This window comes from Streptococcus didelphis DSM 15616 (genome assembly GCF_000380005.1).
Lineage (GTDB): Bacteria > Bacillota > Bacilli > Lactobacillales > Streptococcaceae > Streptococcus > Streptococcus didelphis.
Map to the genome: position 1 here is coordinate 95,393 of NZ_KB904195.1, position 26,391 is coordinate 121,783.

Genomic DNA, 26,391 nt, shown 5'->3' on the forward strand with positions numbered 1-26,391 from the left:
TTTGTAACTTTTAGTAGAAAGCAGTCCTTCTAGGATAGATTCATTAGTTAAATAAAAAATAATGTCGACCGCCAAGTCGTTAAACTAGAAAATAAATAAATTAATAAACGAACTTAAAAATTTGAAAGGAATTGAACCCGAACGGAAAGTTCGGAATTTAGATAAATCCCCTAGTGTGCAAGCACCTGTCTGTGATTTCCTAAAATTCTGTCACTTTCTCGGCGTTCTTGGTATCTTATATTATGTCTAAAATTATCGGTATTGACTTAGGTACAACAAACTCAGCAGTAGCAGTTCTTGAAGGAACTGAAAGCAAAATTATTGCTAATCCAGAAGGTAACCGTACAACACCTTCAGTAGTATCATTCAAAAATGGTGAAATCATTGTTGGTGATGCTGCAAAACGTCAAGCTGTTACAAATCCAGAAACAGTCCTCTCAATTAAATCAAAAATGGGAACATCTGAAAAAGTTTCAGCAAATGGTAAAGAATACACACCACAAGAAATTTCAGCAATGATTCTTCAGTATTTAAAAGGTTATGCTGAAGACTATCTAGGTGAAAAAGTTGAAAAAGCAGTTATTACAGTTCCTGCTTATTTTAACGATGCCCAACGTCAAGCAACTAAAGATGCAGGTAAAATTGCTGGTCTTGAAGTAGAACGTATTGTTAATGAACCAACTGCAGCTGCTCTTGCTTATGGTATGGATAAGACTGATAAAGATGAAAAAATCTTAGTATTTGACCTTGGTGGTGGTACTTTTGACGTTTCTATCCTTGAATTAGGTGATGGTGTCTTTGATGTCCTTGCAACTGCTGGTGATAACAAACTTGGTGGTGATGACTTTGACCAAAAAATCATTGATTTCTTAGTTGCAGAATTCAAAAAAGAAAATGGTATTGACCTTTCTCAAGACAAAATGGCCTTGCAACGTTTGAAAGATGCAGCTGAAAAAGCTAAAAAAGACCTTTCAGGTGTTACTCAAACACAAATTTCATTACCATTTATCACTGCTGGCGCAGCAGGTCCACTTCACTTAGAAATGAGCCTATCTCGTGCTAAATTTGATGACCTTACACATGATCTTGTAGAACGTACTAAAACACCAGTTCGTCAAGCCCTTTCAGACGCTGGCTTGTCATTATCAGAAATTGATGAAGTTATCCTTGTAGGTGGTTCAACCCGTATCCCTGCAGTTGTTGAAGCTGTTAAATCAGAAACTGGTAAAGAACCAAATAAATCTGTTAACCCTGATGAAGTTGTTGCTATGGGTGCTGCTATCCAAGGTGGTGTTATCACAGGTGATGTCAAAGACGTTGTTTTACTTGATGTAACACCATTATCACTTGGTATTGAAACTATGGGTGGTGTATTTACGAAACTTATCGACCGTAACACAACTATTCCAACTTCTAAATCACAAGTCTTCTCAACAGCTGCAGACAATCAACCTGCTGTTGATATCCATGTACTTCAAGGTGAACGCCCAATGGCAGCAGATAACAAGACTCTTGGACGCTTCCAATTGACTGATATCCCAGCTGCACCTCGTGGAATTCCTCAAATTGAAGTAACATTTGACATTGATAAAAATGGTATTGTATCTGTTAAAGCTAAAGACCTTGGTACTCAAAAAGAACAACATATCGTTATCAAATCAAATGATGGCCTTTCAGAAGAAGAAATTGATCGCATGATGAAAGATGCCGAAGCTAATGCTGAAGCAGATGCAAAACGTAAAGAAGAAGTTGACCTTAAAAATGAAGTTGACCAAGCTATCTTTGCAACTGAAAAAACTATTAAAGAAACTGAAGGCAAAGGCTTTGATACAGAACGTGATGCTGCTCAAACAGCCCTTGATGAGCTTAAAAAAGCACAAGAATCAGGTAACCTTGATGATATGAAAGCTAAACTTGAAGCTCTTAATGAAAAAGCACAAGCTCTTGCTGTTAAGATGTATGAGCAAGCAGCAGCAGCGCAACAAGCAGCTCAAGGAGCAGAAGGCCAAGAAGCAACAGGATCAACAGACAAGGGTGATGATGTTGTAGATGGTGAGTTTACAGAAAAATAATCTGTAAAGCTTAGGTGTTAGGATTGAAAAATACTAACAAGATTAATAGCCAAATTCAGAGGTTTTACCAGACCTCTGTTTTTGGCTAAATAAAATCTTAAAATGATATTGTCTAAAATATTTCAAGAAAGGAATGATAGTGTTCTTAATCGAACGCGAGCTGTAAGGCAAATTTAGGTAGAACTGAATACACCTACGACTCTGTGAAAAAAGAAAATTACTTTCCTGAAATTAACTTATAGAAAGGAATACAAGTTCGATTAGTCGAACACAGGCTGAAAACCTAGTGAAAAAGATAAACTTCCTCGCGTGTCTACACACTCCGTCAGTTTTCTATTTTCATACGGTTTTCTTAAGGCCTTTTGTATCATAAATTATGAACAATACTGAGTTTTATGAACGTCTGGGGGTAAGTAAAGATGCTTCCCAAGATGAAATTAAAAAAGCCTACCGTAAAATGTCAAAAAAATACCATCCGGACATTAATAAAGAAGAAGGCTCTGAGCAAAAATATAAAGATGTTCAAGAAGCTTATGAAACCCTAAGTGACTCCCAAAAACGAGCAGCCTATGACCAATATGGAGCAGCAGGAGCGCAAGGAGGTTTCGGTGGTGGCGCTGGAGGCTTTGGAGGCTTTGATGGTGCTGGCTTTGGAGGTTTCGAAGACATTTTTTCAAGCTTCTTTGGTGGTGGAGGAATGCGTAATCCCAATGCCCCTCGCCAAGGAGATGACCTGCAATACCGCGTTAATCTTTCTTTTGAGGAAGCAGTTTTTGGTACTGAAAAAGAAGTTAGTTATAATCGTGAATCAAGCTGTCATACTTGTGCAGGCTCTGGTGCAAAACCTGGTACTAGTCCTGTAACCTGTGGACGCTGTCATGGTTCAGGTGTTATTAATGTTGATACTCAGACACCACTAGGAATGATGCGTCGCCAAGTAACCTGTGATGTTTGTCATGGTAGTGGTAAAGAAATTAAAGAACCATGCCCAACCTGTCACGGAACAGGACACGAGAAGAAAACCCATAAGGTTTCTGTTAAAATTCCAGCAGGAGTTGAAACCGGCCAACAAATTCGCTTGCAAGGTCAGGGTGAGGCAGGTATTAATGGTGGTCCTTATGGTGATCTCTTTGTTGTCTTGAATGTCCTACCAAGTCAAAAATTTGAGCGAAACGGATCAACTATTTATTACAATTTAAATATTAGTTTTGTTCAAGCAGCATTGGGAGATACAGTGGACATTCCTACTGTTCATGGCGATGTTGAAATGTCTATTCCTGCAGGAACTCAAACAGGTAAGATTTTCCGTTTGAAAGGCAAAGGTGCTCCTAAATTACGTGGCAATGGTCAAGGAGATCAGCATGTAACCATTACTATTGTTACCCCAACAAAATTAAATGATAAGCAAAGAGAAGCACTTCAAGCTTTTGCGGAAGCTAGTGGAGAAGAGATATCAACCCCTAAGAAAAAAGGTTTCTTTGATAAAATGAAAGATGCCTTAGAAGATATTTAAGTCAATAATTAATGAGGTCTAGGCCCTTAGAATTAGCCAACTTCCTGATATAGATTAGATAGTCTAAGTTGGGAATAAAGCTAGTTGAGGACCAGGCCTTTTTTGTGTGAAAAAATTTTTGCTTGCATCATTTAATATTCTAGTGTAAAATAAGCCTATAATAATTTGACTATCAAATTATTTGATATCGAAATAAATATGGGAGGAGACTACAAGATGGATTATCAGAATATTATCTTTCAAAAAAATGATGATTTTGCATTGCTTATCTTGAATAGGCCAGAAGTTTCAAATGGTTTTAATATTCCTTTGTGTCAAGAAATACTAGATGCTATTTCAGAGGTAAAAGCAGATAGCCAGATACGCTTTTTAGTTATAAAAGCAAAAGGAAAGCTTTTTTCTGTCGGTGGTGACTTAGTTGAAATGCAAAAAGCTGTTGATGAGGATAATATTGAATCTTTAGTAAAAATAGCTGAGCTGGTTCAAGAGATATCAGTGGCTATTAAGCAACTTCCAAAACCCGTCATTCTATGCGCTGATGGAGCTGTTGCAGGAGCTGCCTTTAATATTGCCTTAGCGGTTGATTTTTGCATAGCAAGTGAGAGAAGTAAATTTGTTCAGGCCTTTGTCAACGTGGGGTTGGCTCCAGACGCTGGAGGGCTGTACCTCCTAACACGGGCTATTGGTCTAGCAAAGGCTACTCATTTAGTTATGACAGCTGAAGCAGTCACGGCCCAAAAAGCTCTAGATTATGGCTTTGTTTATCGGGTTGCAGAAAGTGAAAATTTAGATCGAACCTTAGACCAGCTCCTAAAAAGACTAAGACAGGGTTCCTCTAATTCATATGCAGCCATGAAAACATTAATCTGGCAAAGTGAGTTTAAGGACTGGGAGGCTTACGCTAGTCAAGAACTTGAACTTCAAAAGGAACTTGCCTTTAGAGACGATTTCAAAGAAGGAGTTAATGCATATAGTCAACGAAGACGCCCCAATTTTCAAGGTAAATAAGCTTTAAAATCTTGCAAAAAAGTTTGCTCTTTGATATAATTTGAGAATCAAAGTTTATAGATAGGAGGTGTGAAGGTGGAGTACGATAAAATTAATGAGTATCTTGTAGATATCTTTAATCGGATCTTAATTATTGAGGAAATCAGTTTAAAGACGAGTCAATTTAGTGATGTTTCTTTAAAGGAGATGCACACGATTGAGATTATCGGAAAATACCCACAAGTAACACCCAGTGACATTTCTAGGGAACTTATGGTAACTCTAGGAACAGTTACAACAAGTCTAAACAAGCTTGAAGCTAAAGGTTATATTGAGCGAACCAGATCACATTCAGATAGACGGGTTGTCTATTTAACCCTAACCAAAAAAGGCAGACTTTTAGATCGTCTTCATGCTAAATTCCATAAAAATATGGTTGGCCATGTAGTCCATGATATGGATGAAGATGCGATGAAAGCTCTGCATAAAGGTTTGGAAAATCTACATCAATTTTTGGAGGACTTGATTTAATGACTTATTCTAAAATTAGTCAAGTTGCCCATTATCTCCCCGATCAAATAGTAACCAATAATGACTTAGCAGCTATTTTAGATACTAGTGATGAATGGATTAGTTCAAGAACTGGTATTAAACAAAGGCGTATTAGTAGCCAGGAAAATACCAGTCATTTAGCAGGTCAAGTTGCTAAGCAATTATTGGAAAAGTCTAAATTCAATGCAGATGACCTTGACTTCATTATTGTTGCCACGATTTCACCTGATGCTAGTATGCCTTCAACTGCAGCTAAGGTTCAGGCTTATATTGGTGCAAAAAATGCTTTTGCTTTTGATTTAACAGCAGCTTGCAGTGGTTTTATTTTTGCACTTGCAACAGCTGATAAATTAATCAGCGCAGGAAATTATAAAAGAGGCTTGGTTATTGGTGCTGAGGTCATGTCTAAACAGATAGACTGGAGCGATAGGAATACCGCTGTTCTTTTTGGTGATGGGGCAGGTGGTGTCTTACTAGAAGCTTGTTCAAGTAAACATTTTCTTGCTGAGTCATTGCATACAGATGGAACAAGAGGGCAGACCCTAACTTCAGGTGAACATGGGCTTGCATCTCCTTTTTCAGAAGAAAGCCAAGCAGAAGTCCATCTAAAAATGGAAGGACGCGCTATATTTGACTTTGCTACTAGAGATGTCTCAAAGAGTATTTTGCACTTGCTTGCAGATTCAGAAATTGATGAAAAAGCTATTGATTATTTCTTAATGCATCAAGCTAATCATCGTATTCTAGATAAGATGGCTAAGAAAATTGGCTCGCCAAGAGAAAAATTTCTTGAAAACATGGCAAGCTATGGTAATACCAGCGCAGCAAGTATACCTATATTGTTGTCTGAGTCTGTCCAAAAAGGACTCTTACAATTAGACGGCAGCCAGACAGTCTTACTTTCAGGTTTTGGTGGAGGTTTGACATGGGGAAGCCTAATTGTTAAAATTTAGTTATATCATGTGCAGAGCACATTTATAAAAATAAAGTTAGAAATTTTAAGGAGAAATACAATGTCAGTATTTGAAAAAGTACAAGAAATTATCGTCGAAGAACTTGGTAAAGAAGCAGAAGAAATCAAAATGGACACAACTTTTGATGATTTAGATGCTGACTCATTAGATGTTTTCCAAGTTATTTCAGAAATTGAAGATGCATTTGATATTCAAGTTGAAACTGAAGATGGATTAAATACAGTTGGTGACCTAGTTGCTTATGTAGAAGGAAAAATTAAATAATTCATTGGTTCGTCAATAATTTATATAACGATGATAAGTAATTTTGTCAGTTATTTAGAGAAGTGACTATTTTGAAAATATATTTATTCTTAAATGAAGGGTGAGACTAGCCGCTTTCTATTACACTAGCTCACTCTTTCTTTATAACTATATAGTTTGATTATCAAATTACTTTATCAGGCAGAAGAAGGTTAATAATGAAAACACGCATAACAGAATTATTACAGATTGAATATCCCATCTTCCAAGGAGGAATGGCCTGGGTAGCAGATGGAGACTTGGCAGGTGCAGTTTCAAATGCTGGTGGACTAGGAATTATTGGTGGAGGAAATGCTCCCAAAGAAGTTGTGAAAGCAAATATAGATAGAGTAAAATCAATTACTAATAAGCCTTTTGGGGTAAATGTCATGCTCTTATCACCTTTTGCTGATGATATTGTTGATTTAGTAATTGAAACTGGTGTAAAGGTGGTTACAACAGGTGCAGGAAATCCTGGCAAGTACCTAGAACGTTTGCATGATGCAGGAGTTATTGTTATTCCCGTAGTGCCTAGCGTTGCCTTAGCTAAAAGAATGGAAAAACTTGGTGTGGATGCTGTTATTACTGAGGGCATGGAAGCAGGGGGCCATATTGGAAAATTAACCACTATGACCCTAGTTCGTCAAGTTGTTGATAGTATAAGCATCCCAGTTATTGCTGCAGGTGGCATAGCAGATGGTAGAGGTGCAGCTGCAGCCTTTATGCTAGGAGCAGAAGCAGTTCAAATTGGCACACGATTTGTAGTTGCCAGAGAATCTAATGCCCACCAAAACTTTAAAGACAAAATTATTAAAGCCAAGGATATTGACACTGTTGTTTCTGCACAAGTGGTAGGTCATCCGGTGAGGTCAATCAAAAATAAACTAACTTCAGCCTATGCGAAAGCCGAAAAAGAATTTTTAAGAGAGCAAAAGACAGCTTCTGAAATTGATGAAATGGGAGCAGGCTCCCTAAGGAATGCAGTGGTCGATGGTGATGTGGTCAATGGTTCAATAATGGCTGGGCAGATCGCAGGAATGGTGAAAAAAGAAGAAACTTGTAAAGAAATTATAGAAGATATTTTTTATGGGGCTGCGCAAGTTATTACAGAAGAATCAAAACGTTGGGAAAATAGTATAAAATAAGTAGTTATTTTAAAAAGTGAGGATACTAAATGACAAAAATAGCTTTCTTGTTTGCTGGTCAAGGTGCTCAAAAGTTAGGGATGACTAGAGATTTTTATGATGCTTATCCCATTGTTAAAGATACTTTTAACCAGGCCAGTGAACTATTAGGATATGATCTACGACACTTAATTGATAATGATGCTGAAAAATTAAATCAAACGCGTTATACTCAGCCAGCTATCTTAACAAGTTCAGTTGCAATTTATCGTGTCTTAAAATCATTTGAGATCAAGCCTAGTATGGTAGCAGGCTTATCACTCGGGGAGTATTCAGCCTTAGTTGCTTCAGGAGCAATCACCTTTAGGGATGCCTTACTTCTAGTAGCTAAACGTGGACAATTTATGGAAGAAGCAGCCCCTGCAGGGTCTGGGAAAATGGTGGCTGTTTTAAATACAGATCCCGAAATTATAGAAGCAGCCTGTCAGAAAGCTCGGTCTAAAGGAATAGTTGCACCAGCAAATTATAATACCCCTCAACAAATTGTAATTGGGGGTGAAACGCAAGCTCTTAATCAAGCTCTTGAATATTTGAAAGAAGAGGGAGTTAAACGCTTAATTCCTTTGAATGTCTCAGGTCCTTTTCACACAGCTCTTTTAGAGCCAGCTAGTCAAAGACTAAGTCAAGAGTTACTAAAAGTTCACTTTAAAGACTTTACAATTCCTTTAATAGGTAATACAGAAGCCCAAGTGATGACGAAAGAAAGAATTCCAGAATTACTTGCTCGTCAGGTAATGGAACCTGTCAGGTTTTATGATTCGGTCAATAAACTCAAAGAACTAGGTTGTGATGAGATTATCGAAATAGGACCAAGTAGTGTCTTGAGTGGCTTCATTAAAAAAATCGATAAAAATCTTAAGACAAGTTCAATCGATACTATAAAATCGTTAAGACTATATTTAGAAGAAGAGAGGATATAAATGGAAATCAAAGGTAAAAATGTTATTATTACTGGCTCAACAAGAGGTATTGGCCTAGCAATTGCCCATCAATTTGCAAGTTTGGGCGCAAATATTGTTTTAAATGGTCGCAGCCAGGTGTCAGAGGCAATCTTGTCTGAATTTGAAAAATATCCTGTTCAGGTCCTATTTATAGCAGGTGATGTTTCTAATCTTGTGGATGCCAAAGATATGGTTAATCAAACTATAGAAAAATTAGGTTCAGTGGATATTTTAATTAATAATGCTGGCATCACAAATGATAAAATCATGCTTAAGATGACACAAGAAGATTTTGAAAGTGTTTTGAAAATTAATCTAACAGGTACTTTTAATATGACACAATCAGTCTTGAAGCCGATGACAAAGGCTCGCCAGGGTGCTATTATCAACATATCAAGTGTAGTTGGTCTGACTGGAAATGTTGGTCAAGCCAACTATGCTGCCTCAAAAGCTGGTCTAATTGGTTTTTCAAAATCAGTAGCTAGAGAAGTTGCTGGACGAGGAATTTGTGTCAATGTTATCGCGCCTGGCTTTATTGAATCTGATATGACAGAAGTTGTTTCAGAGAAAATGAAAAGTGCTATTTTAGAGCAAATTCCCTTAAAACGAATCGGTAAGGCAGAAGAAGTGGCCCGATTAACTAGTTTTTTAGCTAGTCAAGCTTATATCACTGGACAAGTCATTGCCATCGATGGCGGAATGACCATGCAATAAATTGAGGTAGAAAAATGACATTTAACAGAGTAGTCGTAACAGGTTATGGAGTAACATCACCTATTGGAAATACCCCCCAAGACTTTTGGTCAAGTATAAAAAATGGTAAAATTGGTATTGGTCCAATCACAAAATTTGATACCAGTGATTACCTTGTTAAAAATGCTGCTGAAATCAAAGACTTTCCTTTTGATAAGTATTTTACTAGAAAAGATTTGAACCGCTATGATATGTACTCTATCTATGCCCTCTATGCTGCTTTGGAAGCTGTAAAAATGGCAGAGCTAGATACGCAGGCTATTAATACAGACCGCTTAGGGGTAATTGTAGCGACAGGTATTGGTGGTATTAAAGAAATTGAAGAACAAGTGATTCGCTTACATGAAAAGGGAACAAGACGTGTTAAACCCATGACCCTTCCAAAAGCTTTGCCTAATATGGCGGCAGGAAATGTGGCAATGGCTATTAATGCACATGGGATTTGTAAGTCAATTAATACAGCCTGCGCATCTTCTAATGATGCTATTGGTGATGCTTATCATAATATTAAATTTGGTCTTCAAGATATGATGCTAGTAGGAGGAGCTGAAGCTTCTATTACACCATTTGCTATTTCTGGTTTCCAAAGCTTAACAGCCCTATCAACTACTGAAGATCCAAGTCGTAGTTCTATTCCTTTTGATAAAGATCGTAATGGTTTTATCATGGGGGAAGGCTCTGGTATGTTAGTCCTTGAAAGTTTAGAGCATGCTCAAAAACGTGGGGCAAGAATTTTAGCAGAAATTGTCGGTTATGGAAATACCTGCGATGCTTACCACATGACATCACCACACCCAGAAGGGCTTGGTGCAAGTAAGGCTATTCAGATTGCCCTTGATGATGCAGGTATTAAAGCAGAAGCAATTGGTTATGTCAATGCACACGGGACATCAACCCCTGCTAATGAAAAAGGCGAAAGCCAGGCTATTGTAAATGTCCTAGGAAAAGAAGTACCTGTATCTTCGACAAAATCCTTTACAGGGCACCTTTTGGGCGCAGCCGGCGCGGTGGAAGCAATTGTAACTATTGAAGCAATGCGTCATAACTATGTGCCAATGACTGCTGGCACACAGGTTCTATCAGATGATATTGAAGCTAATGTTATTTTTGGACAAGGAAAAGAAGCAAAAATAGATTATGCTATTTCTAATACCTTTGGCTTTGGAGGTCATAATGCTGTCCTTGCTTTCAAAAAATGGGAGGAATGAAGTGGAAATTAAAGAAATAAAGGATTTGATGGCCCAGTTTGATGCCTCTAATCTGAGAGAATTTTCTTTTAAAACAAAAGATGAGGAAATTAGCTTTAGTAAAAACGAATATACTAAAGTAGAGACTCCTCCACAAGTTCAAATAAAAGACGAGGCCAAACTAACAGAGGCTGCAAACCTATCTCAAACTGATGAGATGACAGCTTCTCTTCCAGAAAAAAAGGAAGGGCAAGTTGTTGATAGTCCCTTGGTAGGGGTTGCTTACCTGGCCCCGAGTCCAGGGGAACCTAATTTTGTTTCTGTAGGAGATCAAGTTAAAAAGGGTCAAACCTTACTTATCATTGAAGCTATGAAAGTAATGAATGAAGTCCCATCTCCTTGTGATGGAATTGTTACAGAGATTTTAGTTGCAAATGAAGAAGTTATTGAATTCGGTAAAGGCTTGGTAAGGATAACATGATAGATATTCAAAAAATTCAAGAGGCCTTGCCCCACCGCTATCCTTTTTTATTGGTTGATCGGGTGCTAGAGATTGAAGAAGATCAGATAGTTGCTCTTAAGAATGTTACTATTAATGAACCCTTCTTTGCTGGCCACTTTCCCGAGTACCCAGTAATGCCTGGGGTTTTAATCATGGAGGCCTTAGCTCAAACAGCTGGGGTACTGGAATTATCAAAAGAGCAGAATAAGGGTAAATTAGTCTTTTATGCAGGAATGGATAAGGTTAGGTTCAAAAAGCAAGTCCGTCCTGGGGATCAACTCATTATGACAGCAAGATTTATTAAGAGACGTGCAAATATTGCAGTTGTTGAAGCAAAAGCTGAAGTGGATGGAAAGTTAGCAGCCAGTGGTCTCTTAACATTTGCTATTGGTAGCTAAGAAATCATATTCTGTGGAGGAAAAAATGTTTAAAAAAATCTTAATCGCCAACCGTGGCGAAATTGCTGTGCGGATTATTCGAGCAGCACGAGAATTAGGGATATCCACAGTTGCTGTTTACTCTGAGGCTGACAAGGATGCTCTGCATACTATACTAGCTGATCAGGCTATTTGTATAGGCCCTGCTCGTTCTACAGACTCATACCTCAATATGAAATCGATTCTATCTGCAGCTATGATTACAGGAGCACAGGCAATACATCCGGGCTTTGGTTTTTTAAGTGAAAACTCAAAATTTGCGACTATGTGTGAAGAGATGAATCTTAAGTTCATTGGCCCTTCGGCTAGTGTTATGGATAAGATGGGAGATAAAATCAATGCCCGTTCTGAAATGAAAAAAGCAGGAGTTCCTGTAATTCCTGGTTCAGAAGGGGAAATCTTTTCTGTCCAAGAAGCAAAGGGAATTGCAGCTAAAATAGGTTATCCCCTTATGCTTAAAGCTTCTGCTGGTGGTGGAGGTAAGGGTATTCGGAAGGTTGAGTCAGAATTTGGTTTAGAAGATGCCTTTAATTCAGCATCCCAAGAGGCTCTTAGTGCTTTTGGAAATGGAGCCATGTATGTGGAAAAAGTCATCTACCCAGCTAGACATATTGAAGTCCAAGTCTTAGGTGATGCTTATCAAAATGTTATTCATTTAGGGGAGCGTGATTGTTCTCTTCAAAGAAATAATCAGAAGGTTCTGGAAGAAAGCCCATCAATTGCTATTGGTCCAACCTTGAGAAAAGAAATGGGGGATGCCGCTGTAAGAGCAGCTAAAGCTGTGGATTACGAGAATGCAGGGACCATTGAATTTTTACTTGAGGAAGAAAGTGGACAGTTCTACTTTATGGAAATGAATACTCGGATTCAAGTAGAACATCCTGTAACGGAATTTGTAACAGGTATAGATATTGTTAAGGAGCAGATTAAAATAGCTGCTGGCTTAGAACTTACTCATAGTCAAGAAGATATTCATATTAGTGGACATGCTATAGAGTGCCGAATAAACGCTGAAAATCCTAACCTTAATTTTGCTCCAAGTCCCGGTAAAATTACAGATCTTTATCTCCCATGTGGAGGAGTTGGTTTAAGGGTTGATTCAGCAGTCTATAATGGCTACACAATTCCCCCTTATTATGATAGTATGATTGCTAAAATAATTGTTCACGGAGAAGATCGTTTTGATGCTTTAATGAAAATGCAAAGAGCTCTTTATGAATTAGAAATTGAAGGTATCAGTACAAATATAGAATTTCAATTGGATTTAATTTCTGATAAGCAAGTTATTGCAGGAGATTATGACACTTCCTTTTTAATGGAAGACTTTTTACCTCATTATCATAAAGAATAGGAGTTTTTATGGCATTATTTAGTAAAAAGGATAAGTATATTAGAATTACGCCTAATAATTCCTTGAAAGGGCCTTCTAGCAACAATATTCCTGAGGTTCCGGATGAACTATTTGCAAAATGTCCTGCTTGTAAGCATTTGATTTATCAAAAAGACCTTGGCTTAGCAAAGATTTGTCCTGAGTGTTCCTACAATTTTAGGATTTCTGCTCAAGAGAGACTTGTTTTAACAGTAGACGAGGGTTCTTTTCAAGAGCTCTTTACGGAAATCGACACAAAAGACCCTCTTCATTTCCCTGCTTATAAAGAAAAATTAAGGAAAACAAGGCAGGAGACGGGTCTACATGAGGCAGTCCTTACAGGTAAAGCGCGTGTAAAGGGACAACCAATTGCTCTAGCTATTATGGATTCTCGTTTTATTATGGCAAGTATGGGCACTGTTGTGGGTGAAAAAATTACAGCCTTATTTGAATTGGCTACTAAGAAAGGTCTTCCACTTATTATCTTTACAGCTTCTGGTGGAGCCAGGATGCAGGAAGGAACCTTAAGCTTAATGCAGATGGCAAAAGTTTCAGCTGCTGTTAAAAAACATTCTAATGCAGGCCTTTTTTACTTAACTATTTTGACTGACCCTACTACTGGTGGTGTAACAGCCAGTTTTGCTATGCAGGGTGATATTATTATTGCTGAGCCCCAATCCCTTGTTGGTTTTGCGGGGAGAAGGGTTATTGAAACGACTGTTCGTGAAAATTTACCTGAAGATTTTCAAAAGGCAGAGTTTCTTTTGGCACATGGTTTTATTGATACCATTGTAAAAAGGACAGATATGAGAGATACCATAGCTTATTTAGTGGCTTTTCATGGAGGTAGTCGATGACAGATGTTACAAGAATTTTAAAAGAGGCCAGAGATCAGGGCCGTCTTAGCACTTTAGAATATGCTAACTATATCTTTGACCACTTTATGGAACTTCATGGAGATAGGTATTTTGCTGATGATGGAGCTATCGTTGGTGGTATTGGTTATTTAGAAGATTGTCCTGTCACTGTCATTGGGATTCAAAAAGGTTCTAATTTACAAGAAAACCTGTTTAGAAATTTTGGTCAACCTAATCCAGAAGGTTATCGTAAAGCTTTGCGCCTTATGAAGCAAGCTGAAAAATTTGGCCGACCAATAGTAACCCTGATTAATACCGCGGGCGCTTATCCAGGTGTGGGTGCTGAGGAAAGGGGACAAGGAGAAGCTATTGCTAGAAATCTTTTAGAGATGAGTGACTTGTCTGTTCCTATTATTGCTATTATTATTGGTGAAGGAGGATCAGGAGGAGCCTTAGCTTTAGCTTTAGCCGATCAAGTTTGGATGCTTGAGAATACCATCTATGCTGTTTTAAGTCCAGAAGGATTTGCTTCTATTTTATGGAAGGATGGTTCAAGGGCAACAGAAGCAGCTGAATTGATGAAAATTACAGCCAAAGACCTTTATCAGTTGCAGGTTATTGATAAAATCATTCCTGAACGAGGCTATTTTTCTAGTGAAATCATGGATAATCTTAAGGAAGAACTAATTAAAGAATTAACTTACTTAAGAGGTTTGTCGCAAGAAGAGCTTTTAGAGAAGCGTTATCAAAGGTTTAGAAAATTTTAAAAATCCTAGAATGTACTGATTCCTAAAAGTTGGATAAAAAAACTAACGATTGGGGTGCAGTTCAGAACAGGATTTTTTTCTTACTCATAAAAAAAGACCAGTTATTAATCTATTTAGGAGACTAAAAACTGGTTTTTGCTTGTCATTTAGAAAGATTTTTTAACTATTTAGCTGCAATAACTTCTAGACCACCCATATATGGACGGAGTACTTCTGGTATTGTTACAGAACCATCTTCATTTTGATAATTTTCAAGAATTGCTGCTACAGTACGACCGACAGCAAGACCAGAACCGTTTAAGGTGTGGAGGAGTTTAACTTTTCCATCTGCTTCATCACGGTAACGGATTTGAGCACGGCGTGCTTGGAAGTCTTCAGTATTTGAACAACTTGAAATTTCACGATAGGTATTTTGAGCAGGAATCCAGACTTCCAAATCATAGGTTTTAGCAGCTGAGAAGCCCATGTCACCAGTGCAAAGCGTAATAACGCGATAAGGTAGCTTTAATTTTTGCAGAATATTTTCAGCATTAGCAGTCATTTTTTCCAACTCTTGGTATGATTCTTCAGGTTTTGCAAATTTGACCATTTCAACCTTGTGGAATTGGTGGAGACGAATCAAGCCACGGGTATCACGTCCAGCTGATCCAGCTTCTGAACGAAATGAAGGGCTCATTGCTGTAAAGTAAATTGGTAGTTCTTTACCTTCTAGGATTTCCCCACGATAGTAGTTTGTAAGAGGAACCTCAGCTGTTGGGATTAAAACATAGTTACTATCAGCTAGTTCAAAGGTATCTTCTTTAAATTTAGGATATTGGCCAGTACCAAACATTGATTCATGATTAACCATGTAAGGAGGGATTATTTCTTGATAGCCTTCTTTGATATGCTCATCCAGCATAAAGTTGTAAATGGCACGTTCCAGACGAGCACCGAGATTTTTATAGAATAAGAAACGTGCTCCAGTAACCTTGCCTCCACGTTCCCAATCAAGGATATCTAAGTCTTCACCAAGTTCCCAGTGAGGCTTTGCTTCAAAGTCAAATTGACGAGGCTCACCCCAGCGACGTACTTCAACATTCTCATCTTCATCTTCACCAATAGGAACAGAATCATGAGGAGTGTTTGGAAGTACAGTAATGACTTGAGTCACCTGATTGTCAATAGTATTTAATTCAGCATCGATAACTTTAATATCTGAAGATACTTGTTGCATGTCTGCAATTTGTTGGCTGGCATCTTCTTTTTGACGCTTAGCTTGGGCAATAGCAGCAGATGCAAGGTTGCGTTCAGCCTTTAAATCTTCAGATTTTACTAATAATTGGCGACGTTTTTCATCAAGTTCTTTTAACTGATTTAAAGTATCTTCTGAGACTCCACGATTTTGCAATTTTTTAGCCACGGCATCAAAATCAGTACGGATACGTTTAAGATCTAGCATATGATTCTCCTTTATAAAAATAGAAAGTAAAAAGCACAGATTGGAAGATGCTGGAGCGCTTTAGCGCGGTTCCATCCAGCTTCACAATCTGTGCACTTAATTGTTATGTAATTAATAAATCGGTAGAATTTCATGTTATTTCCCTATCTGTTCACAGCAACCACAGACTTCCTTAAAGGGTAGGAACACTACTTATCCGATAAGACTATTATAACAAAATTGGAAAAATTGTAAATAAAAAAGTAAGAGAAGCTAAAATTCCCAAAATAGCGTAATTAAATGACTTATGATAGAATGTTTTCATGATAAAAAAATCACCTAAAGTAAATAGAAAGCACCATTATGGTTTAGATTTGTTACGTATCATCTCCATGTTTATGATTGTTGTGACACATGTTTTAGGAAAAGGGGGATTAAGGTCTAGTGTAGCTGGTCAGACAGACTCTTATTTTATTACGACATGGGTTATTCAAGTATTAGTATATGGTGCTGTGAACTGCTATGCTCTAATTAGTGGTTATGTGGGTGCTGATTCTACCTATAAATATTCCAAATTGGCTAACATTTGGTTACAGGTTTTCTTTTATACTTTTAGTATTACAGCTATCTTTGCTCTTTTGGGATTTCCAGTTACAATTGATAATTGGCGACAGGCTTTTTTCCCTATTGTTAGTGGGGAGTATTGGTATATGTCTGCTTACTTTGGTTTACTTGTTTTTATGCCTATTATAAATGGAGGACTTCATTCCTTAACAGATCGGCAATTAAAGCATCTAGTTATCTTAATTGCTTTTACCTTTTCTATTCTTCCAGCTATGATGAATAATCAGGTTTCGGAATTTTCCTTGAGTAAAGGCTTTGAAATGACTTGGTTACTCATTCTTTATATTGTAGGAGCCTATTTCAAGCGTTTAGATTTAAGTCGTTTTAAGACTAAGCAGCTCCTGCTTACTTATGCTCTATCAATGGTTGTTACTTATGTTATGAAATTTATAGTGGGCAATATCTGGTACTGGTATGTATCGCCAAGTTTAAGTTTAGGGGCCGTTTGTTTATTTATAGTATTTGCTAAAATGACGATTCATACAGAGACTAAACTTTTTAAGTTTATTGTTCTTGTTTCTCCAACGACTTTAGGGATTTATTTGGCTCATTTACATCCTTTGTTGGTTAAATTTCTAATCCGTGATTTTGCTGAACCTTTTGTAAATGCCCCTATTCTTTTATATCCTTGCTTGATTTTAGGAGTAAGTCTTCTTATTTATCTGCTGGCTTTTTTAATTGAAAAAGGTCGCTTACATCTCTTTGCTTTCTTGAAGGTGAATCGTTTAATGCAATGGATTGATTGTAAAATACCTTTTCAAGGATAAGAAAAAGCTGAAATACTTGAACTGTACCAAAGTTTAGAAAGAAAATCTAAGATTGGGTCAGCTCATTATTTCAGCTTATTTGTTACCTTTAAATAATTTTTGCATGAGCAGTTGGATTAGGGTTGGGAGTTTAATAACCTTATCATTACCAATATGTTGTCGGGTAATTTTGAGAATCTTACCTGAATCTTTGGAGGCAAAAAGGAATTTCCCCTGATCTGTAAAAACTTCAAAATGTCTGCTGACCTTGTTTCTAGAAACATTTGCTCCAATTTGATTGATGGAGGTCCAAGGGATTTGAACATAGTCATTAACATTTTTATCGTTATAAAATTCTAAAGCCTTATCGCCAACTAGAATTTTACCAACCTTCCCCCCCATGCCAAGATAGGAAGTTGCAGTAGTTTGAAATTCAACTATTTTATTTAATGATTGTGCCATATATCATCCTTTAGAGTAATTTATGCTTGATTATACCATAAAAGAGTTTCTGTGAGAAACTCTTTTTGTGATATTACATGATACCTGCAAGACGAGCAAGGATACCAACAGCAAACAAGGCAATAATGATTGTGATTGGTGAAACTTTTTTCTTAAGTAACCACATACATAAGAATGTTAGTAGTAAACCTGCTAATCCAGGAATTAATGAATCTAATTGATTTTGTAAAGTATTGGTTTTTTCTGGTGTTAAGCTTAAACCAGAAAGTGCTTTACCTAAAATACCTTGTAATTCAGCACCAGTAATGTTACCTTTAGGGAATTCAACGAAGGCACCTTTAGCTAATTTAGTAGCAGGTAGGTTAACTGTGAAGTTGATAGATACCCAACGTTCCACAAGAACTGCCAAGATAAACATACCAAGGATTGATGCTCCTTTAGTGATGTCTTGTAAGATACCACCAGACATGTCTTTAGTGATTTCTTTACCTGATTTGTAGCCAAATTCTTGAGTATACCATAAGAAGGCCATACGGATAATATTCCATCCAAAGAAGAAAATCAGTGGACCCATGATATTACCAGAAGATGCGATAGAAGCACCAAGTGCACCTAGGATAGGACGAACTGTAAACCAGAATACTGGATCACCGATACCTGCAAGAGGTCCCATCATACCAATCTTAACCCCTTGGATTGCTTTGTCTTCAACTGGAGTACCATTTGCTTTTTCTTCTTCAAGGGCAAGTGTTACACCGATGATTGGAGCAGCAACATATGGATGTGTATTAAAGAATTCCATGTGACGCTCAAGTGCAGCTGCACGGTCTTCTTGACTAGTATAAAGTTTTTTCAGAGCAGGAATAAGTGAGTAAGCCCAGCCCATGTTTTGCATACGTTCATAGTTCCAAGAACCTTGTAAGAATTGTGAACGCCACCAAACGCGTTGACGGTCTTTTTTAGTTAATTTAATTTGTTCAGTCATTATCTTACTCCTCTCTAGTAGTCTTCCAAGATATCACCAATCGGATCTGTTGATCCAGCATTGGTGCTACCACCGTTACCACCTTTTTTAGAAAGGTTGATATAGATGAAGGCAATTGCGACACCGATTGTACCCATTGCAATAAGTGTTAATTGACTTACAGCAGCAAGTGCAAAACCAAGTGCAAAGAATGGCCATACTTCACGAGTTGCCATCATGTTGATAACCATGGCATAACCAACGGCAACAACCATAGCACCACCAACTTGCATACCACCATTTAACCATTCTGGCATCTTAGAAAGAATAGCTTGAACGGCTGAAGAAGGAATAGCAAGTAAAAGTGCTGCTGGAATAGCAATACGTAAACCTTGAAGTAAGAGAGCGATAAAGTGGAAACGTTCAATAGCAGCAAAGTTACCTTCTGCAGCAGCTTTGTCACCAGCATGAACAAGGGCAGTTGATACGGTACGAACAATCATAGTTAAGAATAGTCCAGCAACCGCAAGAGGGATAGCTGTTGAGTAAGCAAAGGTAACACCTTTAGGTGTAAAGTCGCCACCCTTAACCATAATGATAGCAGCGGCAACTGAGGCAAGTGCAGCATCTGGTGCAACTGCTGCACCAATGTTTGCCCAACCAAGAGCTAACATTTGAAGTGTACCACCTAACATGATACCAGCTTCTAAGTGACCAGTTACAAGCCCGATTAAGGTACATGCAACAAGTGGTTGATGAAATTGGAATTGGTCGAGGATACCTTCAAGTCCAGCAAAGAAGGCTACGATAACGACCAAAATCATTGAGATAATTGAAATATCTGTCATTTTGATATCCTTTCGAAATGTATATAGGGATACTATTGTTAAACAACTCTTAAAATAAAAAGAAGCCCCTAAATAGTATTATTTACAACCGCCCTAGCGGTTAGCGTGTAAGGAATAGATACTTTAGTAACATTCCCTAAAGAATACTTACGCCCCTAAAAAAGTAATTCGATAATAATAACTTTTTTAGGTAGTGGGGTATGTAGCTAATCCGCCTCTAGCAGTTAGCGTGTAAGGAATAGATACTTTAGTAACATTCCTTACTCATACTTAATTCACATTTGCTTTTTTTATTAAGTCGAATAAGTTCTTTTGTGAATCGTTTGGAACTTTACGAACATCAAACTTAACACCTAGTTGCTCTAGTTTTTCAAAGGCAGCAACGTCATCTTTATCCATAGATAAAACGTTGTTAACCATTGTTTTACCAGTTGAATGAGCCATTGAACCAACATTTAATTCTTTAATGTCAACGCCACCTTCAATTGCACGTAAGGCATCTTGAACGGTTTCAAATAAGATAAGTGCTTGCGTATTTCCAAAACGAGGGTCTTTTGAAACTTCAATAAGTTTGCTAATTGGAACGACGTTTGCTTTGACACCACCAGGAGCAGCTTGTTTAATAAGTTGCTTGCGTAGTTCATCTTGGGCAACTTCATCAGAAGCTACAATAATACGATTTGCTTTAGAAGCAGGTGTCCATGATGTTGCCACCTGTCCATGTAAGAGACGTGTGTCAATACGCGCAAGGTTGATTTTTAATTTACCATCTCCGATGACAGTTCCTTCAGGAATAGCACCGTGAACCACTGGGGCAGCTGCTTTTACTTCAGAAGTTTCCTCAACTGGGTTAAGTTCTTCTGGAAGAGCCTTAACGCCATCCTTAGATTCTTTAATAATATTAGCTGCAACTTGTTCAACCCCAGCGTTAGCGTCCATCATACGCTCTGTGTAAGATTGAATAAGCATTGGCAGGTTAAGACCTGTGATGATTGCCATTTTACGGTCAGGATTTTCACCCATAACACGACTAGCTTGGTTAAATGGAGATCCACTCCAAAGGTCAGCTAGGACAAGGATTTCATCATCAGCATCAAATTGTGCGATAGCATTGTTGAAGTGTCCATATAAATCATCAGGTCCTTCATTTGGCATGAAAGTTACAACTTGAACTTTCTCTTGCTCGCCAAAAATCATAGAACCAGATTGATGAATACCTTCAGCAAATTTACCGTGGCTGGCAATAATAATACCGATACCCATTCTTGTTCTTCCTCCTTATATAATTTTTTTCGTTGAAATGAAGAAGAATAATCTCCTTCCAAATTTTAAATTTGGCAATTCTTTTTCCTTTAAACGAAATTCAAGAACGTCTCTATTTTAAAACGTTTTCAACAAAAAATCAATACTTTTTGAAAATTTATTATAAAATATGAAAAAATTTTCAGAATTCGGTAGAATATAATCAAATTTACGGGTGATAATGGTATTATATTACGATTTGATATGAAAAAAGACAGAAAATTATCTGGAAAAAACCATGATAGGTGAAAACGGATTTTACTTAACTTAAGCAATAAACGAATATAAAAAGACCCCTCTTTACTAAGAGTGATCTGTGCAAATTTATAAGAAAAGTTCTTCTAATTTTTTAGCGACTCCGTCTTCTTCATTTGAAAATTCAAGCTGTTGATCTGCAAAGGGAAGAAGGACTGGACTAGCATTTTTCATAGCATAACCAGTTCCTGCCAAGGCTAGCATTTCGGTATCATTATGCTCATCTCCAAAGGCAATCAAATCTTTTTTATCTTTATTTAAAACTCCCAGTAAATAATTGAGTGCATATGCCTTGTTAATATTTTTAGGGGAAATCTCTAGGATATTCAGGGGTCCACCCCAAGAATCAATCTCAATTTCATCTTTAAAGAAGGCTCTCATACTCTTAGCTAGGGCGTATTTATCCTGGTGATGGGTTTGTGTTAAGAGAGCATTAGGATTGCGGGTTATTTTTACTTCTTCTAACATCATCTCATCTGTTATAGCCTCAACTCCAAACAATTGCGGGTTAATTTTATCTCGATGGCTAAAGGTGATATAAAAGTTTTTACGATACTCACTAGCAATGAAATCCATTTGGAAGTCATTTTGGTATTTTAAAATATCAAAAAGATATTTCCTATCTAAGGTCACATTATGCTCAAAAGCCCATTTTTGTTCTGGCATATGCGTTAAGGAACCATTAAAGGTAATAATAGGTGTTTTTAAATTTAGTTGCAGATAGTAGTCTAGCGCCATCCGATAAGGTCGTCCAGTAGAAATAATAACCTGATGTCCTTTTTCTTGAACTTTAGCAATTATTTTTTTTGTATAATCAGAAATAGTATTATCATGATGTAGCAAGGTACCATCTAAGTCAATAGCAATCAATTTTTTTCTCATAAAGTGATTATACCAGAATGATAATTATTTAAAAAGTATCTTCTTGTTTCAAAAGATCTAAAAAGATATTTCTTATTAAAAAAGTAGAAAAATATAATAAAAAAATGGTAAAAAAATGAAAAAATATATTGAAAATGGAACAATGCCATGATATGATAGTAACATCGTTCGTTAAATGGATGATTTCAAGTGGTAAATAGACAAAGAGGTATCGCTTAAGATAGCTCTTTTGATTTCTGCCATTATTATCATAAATTAAGGAGATTCCATCCAAATGGAAAAGTTTTTTAAGCTTAGCTCTCATGGAACAACAGTTTCCACTGAAATCGCAGCTGGTATGACAACATTTTTTGCAATGTCATATATTTTATTTGTTAACCCTATTATTTTAGGTGCTACAGGAATGCCAACTCAGGCTGTTTTCTTAGCTACTATTATAGCAACGGTTATCTCAACCATGTTCATGGGACTATTTGCCAATGTCCCTTATGCCCTAGCACCCGGTATGGGATTAAATGCCTTTTTTACTTATACAGTAGTGTTTGGCTTAGGATTTTCATGGCAGGAAGCCTTAGCCATGGTATTTATCTGTGGTCTGTTTAATATTCTTATCACAGTTACCAAGATACGTAAGAGTATTGTTAAGGCCATTCCTTTAACCCTTCAACATGCTATCGGAGGTGGAATTGGGATCTTCGTGGCCTATCTCGGTTTTAAGAATGCCAATATTATTAATTTCTCTTTATCAGGAAACAATATTATCAGTGTTAATGGTGTAGCAACTGCTGATACAACAGCAAACACTTTCGATAATGGTATCCAATCTGTCTTTGCAAATGGAGGTGTGGTGCCTGTTATTTCTAACTTTGCCTCACCAAGTGTACTATTAGCACTTATGGCCTTATTTTTCACTTCTATCCTAGTTATTAAAAAGGTCCGTGGAGCTATCTTAATTGGAATTATTGTAACAACTCTTGTTGGTATTCCTATGGGAGTTGTTGATGTATCAACTATTGATTTAGCAAATAATAACTTACAAACTGGTTTTGCTGAGTTAGGAATTACTTTCTTAGCTGCTTTTGATGGAATGAAAGCTCTATTTAGCGACTCAAGTCGACTACCTTTAGTTTTGATGACTATTTTTGCTTTTTCATTGTCAGATACTTTTGATACTTTAGGTATGTTTATTGGGACTGGTCGTCGTACAGGTATTTTCTCTGCCGAAGATGAAGCAGCCTTAGAAAATGGATCAGGGCTTAGCTCAAAGATGGACCGTGCCTTGTTTGCTGATGCTCTTGGAACAGCAATTGGAGCATTATTTGGGACATCTAATACAACAACTTATGCAGAATCATCAGCTGGAATCTCAGCAGGTGGACGTACAGGTCTAACATCTGTTACAACTGCCCTTTTATTTGTCGCTTCAGTTGTCTTGCTGCCTTTGGTTGGATTAGTGCCTGCAGCAGCAACAGCTCCAGCCTTAATTATAGTTGGTGTTATGATGGTGGCAGGTTTTGCTGATGTTAACTGGAACGATTTTGAAGAAACCTTACCAGCCTTCTTTGCAGCCTTCTTTATGGGCTTGTGTTACTCAATTTCTTACGGTATTGCAGCAGCCTTTATCTTTTATTGCTTAGTGAAAACAGTAAAAGGTCAGGCCAAAGAAGTTCACCCTATTTTATGGGGAGCCAGCTTCTTATTTATTCTCAACTTTGTTATTCTTGCTGGTCTTTAGAAAGTTACTAGTATAGAAACAGAAAGTTTCAAGGATAGTTCCTTGAGGCTTTTTTTGAGGAAAAAATAATAATAGTCTTAAAAACAAATGTTAAAAGGATAAATCAAAATAATTACCTTGAAAAAGGAACTATTATATGTTATTATAAAAATATAGTTCGTAAATTACAAGAATTAAAGCCTCTTCACTCAGGTGATGTTTTTTTATTTTCTTTTAAATTTACCTTACATATTTAAGGAGAGCCCATTCACATGGAAAAGTTTTTTAAACTCAAAGAAAATGGAACTAAACTTTCAACAGAGATTGTTGCAGGATTGACCACTTTTTTTGCAATGTCATATATTTTATTTGTTAACCCTAGCATTTTAGGTGCAGCGGGCATGCCTACAAAGGCTGTTTTCTTGGCAACCATTATTGCAGCAGCTATTTCTACTTTGATCATGGGACTTTTTGCAAATGTTCCTTATGCTTTAGCTCCAGGTATGGGTTTAAATGCCTTTTTTACCTATACAGTTGTCTTTAGTTTAGGGTTTTCATGGCAGGAAGCCTTAGCCATGGTGTTTATCTGTGGTTTGTTTAATATTTTTATTACCATAACAAAGTTCCGTAAAAATATTATCAAGGCTATTCCAGTGAGTTTACAACATGCTATTGGTGGTGGTATTGGGGTCTTTATCGCCTATCTTGGTTTTAAAAGTGCTAATATTATCCAGTTCTCCTTATCCTCGGAGAATATTATTGCTGTAAATGGGGTCGCATCGGCTAAGGCAAGTGCTAAAACATTTGCTCATGGAATTATGTCCTTAGATGCAAATGGTGGGGTCATACCAGCGATTTCCAATTTTACCAACCCTAGTGTCTTACTTGCTATTTTTGGCTTGCTATTAACAGCAATCCTAGTTATTAAAAACGTAAGAGGAGCTATTTTGTTGGGAATAGTTGCTACAACCCTTGTTGGTATACCTATGGGAGTTGTTGATTTATCACAGCTTAATTTTGCAGACAACCATATTGGAACAGCCTTTAATGAATTGGGTGTTACCTTCTTAGCTGCTTTTGATGGCATGTCATCGTTATTCAGTGATTCAAGCCGTCTTCCTCTAGTCTTTATGACCATCTTTGCCTTTTCTCTATCAGATACCTTTGATACAATTGGAACTTTTATTGGAACAGGTCGTCGTACAGGCATTTTTTCAGCAGAAGATGAAGCTGCTCTTGAAAAAAGTAGTGGCTTTAGTTCAAAAATGGACCGTGCTTTATTTGCAGATGCCATTGGAACCTCTATTGGTGCCTTATTTGGAACTTCAAATACAACTACTTATGTCGAGTCAGCAGCAGGGATTGCTGAGGGAGGAAGAACTGGTTTAACAGCAGTTTCGACAGCAGTTTGTTTCCTATTATCTATCTTGATACTGCCTCTTGTTGGAATTGTACCCGCAGCAGCAACAGCTCCAGCCTTAATTATAGTTGGTGTAATGATGGTATCATCTTTCTTAGATGTTAATTGGAGTGATTTTGAAGAAGCTTTACCAGCCTTCTTTGCAGCCTTCTTTATGGCTTTATGTTACTCCATTTCTTATGGTATTGCAGCAGCCTTTATCTTTTATTGCTTGGTGAAAGTAACTAAAGGAAAAGCCAAGGAGATTCATCCAATTCTTTGGGGAGCAACCTTCCTATTTATCATTAACTTTATCATACTTGCTATTTTATAATATCATTATCCAGTAAGGGAGGTTGTCATCAGCAGCCTTCCTTATTGTTATTCTACAGTATCTACTTGGAAGTGGCTTTCTTTTTTGCTATAATGTTTTTATGTTTTATAGTAAAAATGAAAATGAGCTGATTGACTATGGTTTTCGACTTGGTCGTCTTTTGCAAGCTCAGGATGTCCTTATTTTGTCAGGAGACTTAGGAGCTGGGAAAACAACGCTCACCAAAGGGATTGCTAAAGGCTTAGGGATTAGCCAGATGGTGAAAAGTCCCACTTACACGATTGTAAGAGAATATGAGGGAAATTTACCCCTTTATCACCTAGATGTTTACCGTATCGGCGATGATCCAGATTCTATCGACTTGGATGACTTTATCTATGGAGATGGAGTAACTGTTATTGAATGGGGGGAGCTTCTTGATGAGGGGCTTTTTCAGGATTATCTACACCTTTTTATTGTTAAAAGGGACAATGGCAGAGCTGTTCAGTTAGAGGCAAAGGGCTCACGCGCAAAAGAAATTATTGAGAAACTGACTAATGACCAAACAGACTGTTACCATAGAAGAAGCTCAAGTCTATGATGCCAAACAGGTCCTTGAATTATTTCACAAGGTAAGCCGGCAAACTGATTTTATTTCTGAAACGACTGAGATTTTGGCAGCAAGTGAAGAGGACTTAGGCACTTTCCTTGCAAATAGTAGCAATAGCTTGGCAGATATTTGTCTCTTGTTGAAGATTGATCACCAAGTTGTGGGACTTTTAAACATTGCTAGTGAAAAATCAGTAGATACCTGTCATATCGGTGAACTTTTTATTATTATTGAAGAAAATTATCAAGGCTTTGGCCTAGGTAAGGAATTAATGGCAGTCGCTCTTGATTGGGCAGGACAGACCCCTCAACTCTTAAAGCTTGAATTACAAGTTCAAGTTAGAAATCTTGGTGCCATACACCTGTATCAAACTTATGGTTTTGAGATTGAGGGAAGCAGAAAATTAGGTGTTAAAACAAAAAATGGAGACTATTTAGACCTTTACTATATGGGTAAAGTTTTAGATGAATGATGA

Annotated in this window: 25 protein-coding genes and 2 pseudogenes; 21 read left to right on the plus strand and 6 right to left on the minus strand. The window is 37.3% G+C overall.

The window, feature by feature from the left end; genetic code table 11:
• Positions 1-242: 242 nt before the first annotated feature.
• From dnaK to A3GU_RS0105870, 16 genes and pseudogenes are all read left to right on the plus strand, one after another.
• Complete coding sequence (dnaK, locus tag A3GU_RS0105800; RefSeq protein ID WP_018366597.1) at positions 243-2,072, plus strand: molecular chaperone DnaK; 1,830 nt, start codon at positions 243-245, stop codon at positions 2,070-2,072.
• Positions 2,073-2,448: 376 nt separating this feature from the next.
• On the plus strand, positions 2,449-3,585 hold the full coding sequence (dnaJ, locus tag A3GU_RS0105805; protein WP_018366598.1) for a molecular chaperone DnaJ: 1,137 nt from the start codon (positions 2,449-2,451) through the stop codon (positions 3,583-3,585).
• A 216-nt stretch (positions 3,586-3,801) separates the two neighbouring features.
• Entirely contained in the window at positions 3,802-4,593 is a 792-nt protein-coding gene (gene fabM / locus A3GU_RS0105810; protein WP_018366599.1) for a trans-2-decenoyl-ACP isomerase, read from the plus strand.
• Positions 4,594-4,668: 75 nt separating this feature from the next.
• Positions 4,669-5,103 carry a fatty acid biosynthesis transcriptional regulator FabT gene (fabT, locus tag A3GU_RS0105815; protein WP_018366600.1) on the plus strand — a complete coding sequence of 145 codons (435 nt, stop codon included), beginning with the start codon at positions 4,669-4,671 and terminating at the stop codon, positions 5,101-5,103.
• Complete coding sequence (locus tag A3GU_RS0105820) at positions 5,103-6,077, plus strand: beta-ketoacyl-ACP synthase III (protein WP_018366601.1); 975 nt, start codon at positions 5,103-5,105, stop codon at positions 6,075-6,077. Before fabT ends, A3GU_RS0105820 begins: the two co-directional genes overlap by 1 nt.
• A gap of 60 nt (positions 6,078-6,137) precedes the next feature.
• Positions 6,138-6,362 (plus strand): acyl carrier protein, encoded by a 225-nt coding sequence (locus tag A3GU_RS0105825; protein ID WP_018366602.1) that lies wholly within the window; start codon positions 6,138-6,140, stop codon positions 6,360-6,362.
• A gap of 197 nt (positions 6,363-6,559) precedes the next feature.
• A complete protein-coding gene (gene fabK / locus A3GU_RS0105830) occupies positions 6,560-7,525 on the plus strand; it encodes an enoyl-[acyl-carrier-protein] reductase FabK (RefSeq protein WP_018366603.1) in 966 nt (321 codons plus the stop codon).
• A 29-nt stretch (positions 7,526-7,554) separates the two neighbouring features.
• Positions 7,555-8,484 carry an ACP S-malonyltransferase gene (gene fabD / locus A3GU_RS0105835; protein ID WP_018366604.1) on the plus strand — a complete coding sequence of 310 codons (930 nt, stop codon included), beginning with the start codon at positions 7,555-7,557 and terminating at the stop codon, positions 8,482-8,484.
• Positions 8,485-9,219 carry a 3-oxoacyl-[acyl-carrier-protein] reductase gene (fabG, locus tag A3GU_RS0105840; RefSeq protein ID WP_018366605.1) on the plus strand — a complete coding sequence of 245 codons (735 nt, stop codon included), beginning with the start codon at positions 8,485-8,487 and terminating at the stop codon, positions 9,217-9,219.
• Between the two features lie 14 nt (positions 9,220-9,233).
• Positions 9,234-10,466, plus strand: coding sequence for a beta-ketoacyl-ACP synthase II (gene fabF / locus A3GU_RS0105845; protein WP_018366606.1), 1,233 nt, complete (start codon positions 9,234-9,236; stop codon positions 10,464-10,466).
• Position 10,467: 1 nt separating this feature from the next.
• Positions 10,468-10,576, plus strand: a pseudogene (locus tag A3GU_RS10675) (acetyl-CoA carboxylase biotin carboxyl carrier protein); the annotation flags it as partial.
• Between the two features lie 53 nt (positions 10,577-10,629).
• Positions 10,630-10,926, plus strand: a pseudogene (locus tag A3GU_RS10680) (acetyl-CoA carboxylase biotin carboxyl carrier protein); the annotation flags it as partial.
• Positions 10,923-11,345 (plus strand): 3-hydroxyacyl-ACP dehydratase FabZ, encoded by a 423-nt coding sequence (gene fabZ / locus A3GU_RS0105855; RefSeq protein ID WP_018366608.1) that lies wholly within the window; start codon positions 10,923-10,925, stop codon positions 11,343-11,345. The pseudogene A3GU_RS10680 and the gene fabZ, both read left to right, overlap by 4 nt.
• Positions 11,346-11,370: 25 nt before the next feature.
• On the plus strand, positions 11,371-12,735 hold the full coding sequence (gene accC / locus A3GU_RS0105860; RefSeq protein WP_018366609.1) for an acetyl-CoA carboxylase biotin carboxylase subunit: 1,365 nt from the start codon (positions 11,371-11,373) through the stop codon (positions 12,733-12,735).
• Positions 12,736-12,743: 8 nt separating this feature from the next.
• Positions 12,744-13,610, plus strand: coding sequence for an acetyl-CoA carboxylase, carboxyltransferase subunit beta (gene accD / locus A3GU_RS0105865; RefSeq protein WP_018366610.1), 867 nt, complete (start codon positions 12,744-12,746; stop codon positions 13,608-13,610).
• Entirely contained in the window at positions 13,607-14,377 is a 771-nt protein-coding gene (locus tag A3GU_RS0105870; protein WP_018366611.1) for an acetyl-CoA carboxylase carboxyl transferase subunit alpha, read from the plus strand. Before accD ends, A3GU_RS0105870 begins: the two co-directional genes overlap by 4 nt.
• 163 nt (positions 14,378-14,540) lie before the next feature.
• Here A3GU_RS0105870 and serS read toward each other — a convergent pair whose 3' ends face one another.
• The gene (gene serS, locus A3GU_RS0105875) at positions 14,541-15,818 is read right to left on the minus strand and encodes a serine--tRNA ligase (RefSeq protein WP_018366612.1); all 1,278 of its coding nucleotides are present in this window, start codon (positions 15,816-15,818) and stop codon (positions 14,541-14,543) included.
• A 302-nt stretch (positions 15,819-16,120) separates the two neighbouring features.
• Between serS and A3GU_RS0105880 the strand changes: the two genes are divergently transcribed.
• Positions 16,121-17,188 carry an acyltransferase gene (locus A3GU_RS0105880; protein WP_018366613.1) on the plus strand — a complete coding sequence of 356 codons (1,068 nt, stop codon included), beginning with the start codon at positions 16,121-16,123 and terminating at the stop codon, positions 17,186-17,188.
• Between the two features lie 75 nt (positions 17,189-17,263).
• Here A3GU_RS0105880 and A3GU_RS0105885 read toward each other — a convergent pair whose 3' ends face one another.
• The 5 genes from A3GU_RS0105885 to A3GU_RS0105905 all read right to left on the minus strand — a co-directional run bounded on the left by A3GU_RS0105885 (position 17,264) and on the right by A3GU_RS0105905 (position 21,880).
• Complete coding sequence (locus A3GU_RS0105885; RefSeq protein WP_018366614.1) at positions 17,264-17,629, minus strand: DUF956 family protein; 366 nt, start codon at positions 17,627-17,629, stop codon at positions 17,264-17,266.
• Between the two features lie 73 nt (positions 17,630-17,702).
• Positions 17,703-18,614 carry a PTS system mannose/fructose/sorbose family transporter subunit IID gene (locus A3GU_RS0105890; RefSeq protein WP_018366615.1) on the minus strand — a complete coding sequence of 304 codons (912 nt, stop codon included), beginning with the start codon at positions 18,612-18,614 and terminating at the stop codon, positions 17,703-17,705.
• A 14-nt stretch (positions 18,615-18,628) separates the two neighbouring features.
• Positions 18,629-19,441, minus strand: a complete 813-nt coding sequence (locus A3GU_RS0105895) for a PTS mannose/fructose/sorbose transporter subunit IIC (RefSeq protein WP_018366616.1) — start codon at positions 19,439-19,441, stop codon at positions 18,629-18,631.
• A 270-nt stretch (positions 19,442-19,711) separates the two neighbouring features.
• The gene (locus A3GU_RS0105900) at positions 19,712-20,704 is read right to left on the minus strand and encodes a PTS sugar transporter subunit IIB (RefSeq protein WP_018366617.1); all 993 of its coding nucleotides are present in this window, start codon (positions 20,702-20,704) and stop codon (positions 19,712-19,714) included.
• Positions 20,705-21,067: 363 nt separating this feature from the next.
• Positions 21,068-21,880 (minus strand): Cof-type HAD-IIB family hydrolase, encoded by an 813-nt coding sequence (locus A3GU_RS0105905; protein WP_026216464.1) that lies wholly within the window; start codon positions 21,878-21,880, stop codon positions 21,068-21,070.
• Positions 21,881-22,154: 274 nt separating this feature from the next.
• Between A3GU_RS0105905 and A3GU_RS0105910 the strand changes: the two genes are divergently transcribed.
• The 4 genes from A3GU_RS0105910 to A3GU_RS0105930 all read left to right on the plus strand — a co-directional run bounded on the left by A3GU_RS0105910 (position 22,155) and on the right by A3GU_RS0105930 (position 26,388).
• Positions 22,155-23,615, plus strand: a complete 1,461-nt coding sequence (locus A3GU_RS0105910; RefSeq protein ID WP_018366619.1) for an NCS2 family permease — start codon at positions 22,155-22,157, stop codon at positions 23,613-23,615.
• Positions 23,616-23,866: 251 nt separating this feature from the next.
• Complete coding sequence (locus A3GU_RS0105920; RefSeq protein WP_018366620.1) at positions 23,867-25,327, plus strand: NCS2 family permease; 1,461 nt, start codon at positions 23,867-23,869, stop codon at positions 25,325-25,327.
• 100 nt (positions 25,328-25,427) lie between these two features.
• Entirely contained in the window at positions 25,428-25,907 is a 480-nt protein-coding gene (gene tsaE, locus A3GU_RS09625) for a tRNA (adenosine(37)-N6)-threonylcarbamoyltransferase complex ATPase subunit type 1 TsaE (RefSeq protein WP_051069443.1), read from the plus strand.
• Positions 25,864-26,388, plus strand: a complete 525-nt coding sequence (locus tag A3GU_RS0105930) for a GNAT family N-acetyltransferase (RefSeq protein WP_018366622.1) — start codon at positions 25,864-25,866, stop codon at positions 26,386-26,388. Before tsaE ends, A3GU_RS0105930 begins: the two co-directional genes overlap by 44 nt.
• Positions 26,389-26,391 lie beyond the last annotated feature (3 nt).

Bases quoted from the DNA above. Each gene is read 5' to 3' on its own strand.
- dnaK (WP_018366597.1), top strand. From the start codon at position 243: ATGTCTAAAATTATCGGTATTGACTTAGGTACAACAAACTCAGCAGTA.
- dnaJ (WP_018366598.1), top strand. From the start codon at position 2,449: ATGAACAATACTGAGTTTTATGAACGTCTGGGGGTAAGTAAAGATGCT.
- fabM (WP_018366599.1), top strand. From the start codon at position 3,802: ATGGATTATCAGAATATTATCTTTCAAAAAAATGATGATTTTGCATTG.
- A3GU_RS0105820 (WP_018366601.1), top strand. From the start codon at position 5,103: ATGACTTATTCTAAAATTAGTCAAGTTGCCCATTATCTCCCCGATCAA.
- A3GU_RS0105825 (WP_018366602.1), top strand. From the start codon at position 6,138: ATGTCAGTATTTGAAAAAGTACAAGAAATTATCGTCGAAGAACTTGGT.
- fabK (WP_018366603.1), top strand. From the start codon at position 6,560: ATGAAAACACGCATAACAGAATTATTACAGATTGAATATCCCATCTTC.
- fabD (WP_018366604.1), top strand. From the start codon at position 7,555: ATGACAAAAATAGCTTTCTTGTTTGCTGGTCAAGGTGCTCAAAAGTTA.
- fabG (WP_018366605.1), top strand. From the start codon at position 8,485: ATGGAAATCAAAGGTAAAAATGTTATTATTACTGGCTCAACAAGAGGT.
- fabF (WP_018366606.1), top strand. From the start codon at position 9,234: ATGACATTTAACAGAGTAGTCGTAACAGGTTATGGAGTAACATCACCT.
- fabZ (WP_018366608.1), top strand. From the start codon at position 10,923: ATGATAGATATTCAAAAAATTCAAGAGGCCTTGCCCCACCGCTATCCT.
- accC (WP_018366609.1), top strand. From the start codon at position 11,371: ATGTTTAAAAAAATCTTAATCGCCAACCGTGGCGAAATTGCTGTGCGG.
- accD (WP_018366610.1), top strand. From the start codon at position 12,744: ATGGCATTATTTAGTAAAAAGGATAAGTATATTAGAATTACGCCTAAT.
- A3GU_RS0105870 (WP_018366611.1), top strand. From the start codon at position 13,607: ATGACAGATGTTACAAGAATTTTAAAAGAGGCCAGAGATCAGGGCCGT.
- serS (WP_018366612.1), bottom strand. From the start codon at position 15,818: ATGCTAGATCTTAAACGTATCCGTACTGATTTTGATGCCGTGGCTAAA.
- A3GU_RS0105880 (WP_018366613.1), top strand. From the start codon at position 16,121: ATGATAAAAAAATCACCTAAAGTAAATAGAAAGCACCATTATGGTTTA.
- A3GU_RS0105885 (WP_018366614.1), bottom strand. From the start codon at position 17,629: ATGGCACAATCATTAAATAAAATAGTTGAATTTCAAACTACTGCAACT.
- A3GU_RS0105890 (WP_018366615.1), bottom strand. From the start codon at position 18,614: ATGACTGAACAAATTAAATTAACTAAAAAAGACCGTCAACGCGTTTGG.
- A3GU_RS0105895 (WP_018366616.1), bottom strand. From the start codon at position 19,441: ATGACAGATATTTCAATTATCTCAATGATTTTGGTCGTTATCGTAGCC.
- A3GU_RS0105900 (WP_018366617.1), bottom strand. From the start codon at position 20,704: ATGGGTATCGGTATTATTATTGCCAGCCACGGTAAATTTGCTGAAGGT.
- A3GU_RS0105905 (WP_026216464.1), bottom strand. From the start codon at position 21,880: ATGAGAAAAAAATTGATTGCTATTGACTTAGATGGTACCTTGCTACAT.
- A3GU_RS0105910 (WP_018366619.1), top strand. From the start codon at position 22,155: ATGGAAAAGTTTTTTAAGCTTAGCTCTCATGGAACAACAGTTTCCACT.
- A3GU_RS0105920 (WP_018366620.1), top strand. From the start codon at position 23,867: ATGGAAAAGTTTTTTAAACTCAAAGAAAATGGAACTAAACTTTCAACA.
- tsaE (WP_051069443.1), top strand. From the start codon at position 25,428: ATGTTTTATAGTAAAAATGAAAATGAGCTGATTGACTATGGTTTTCGA.
- A3GU_RS0105930 (WP_018366622.1), top strand. From the start codon at position 25,864: ATGACCAAACAGACTGTTACCATAGAAGAAGCTCAAGTCTATGATGCC.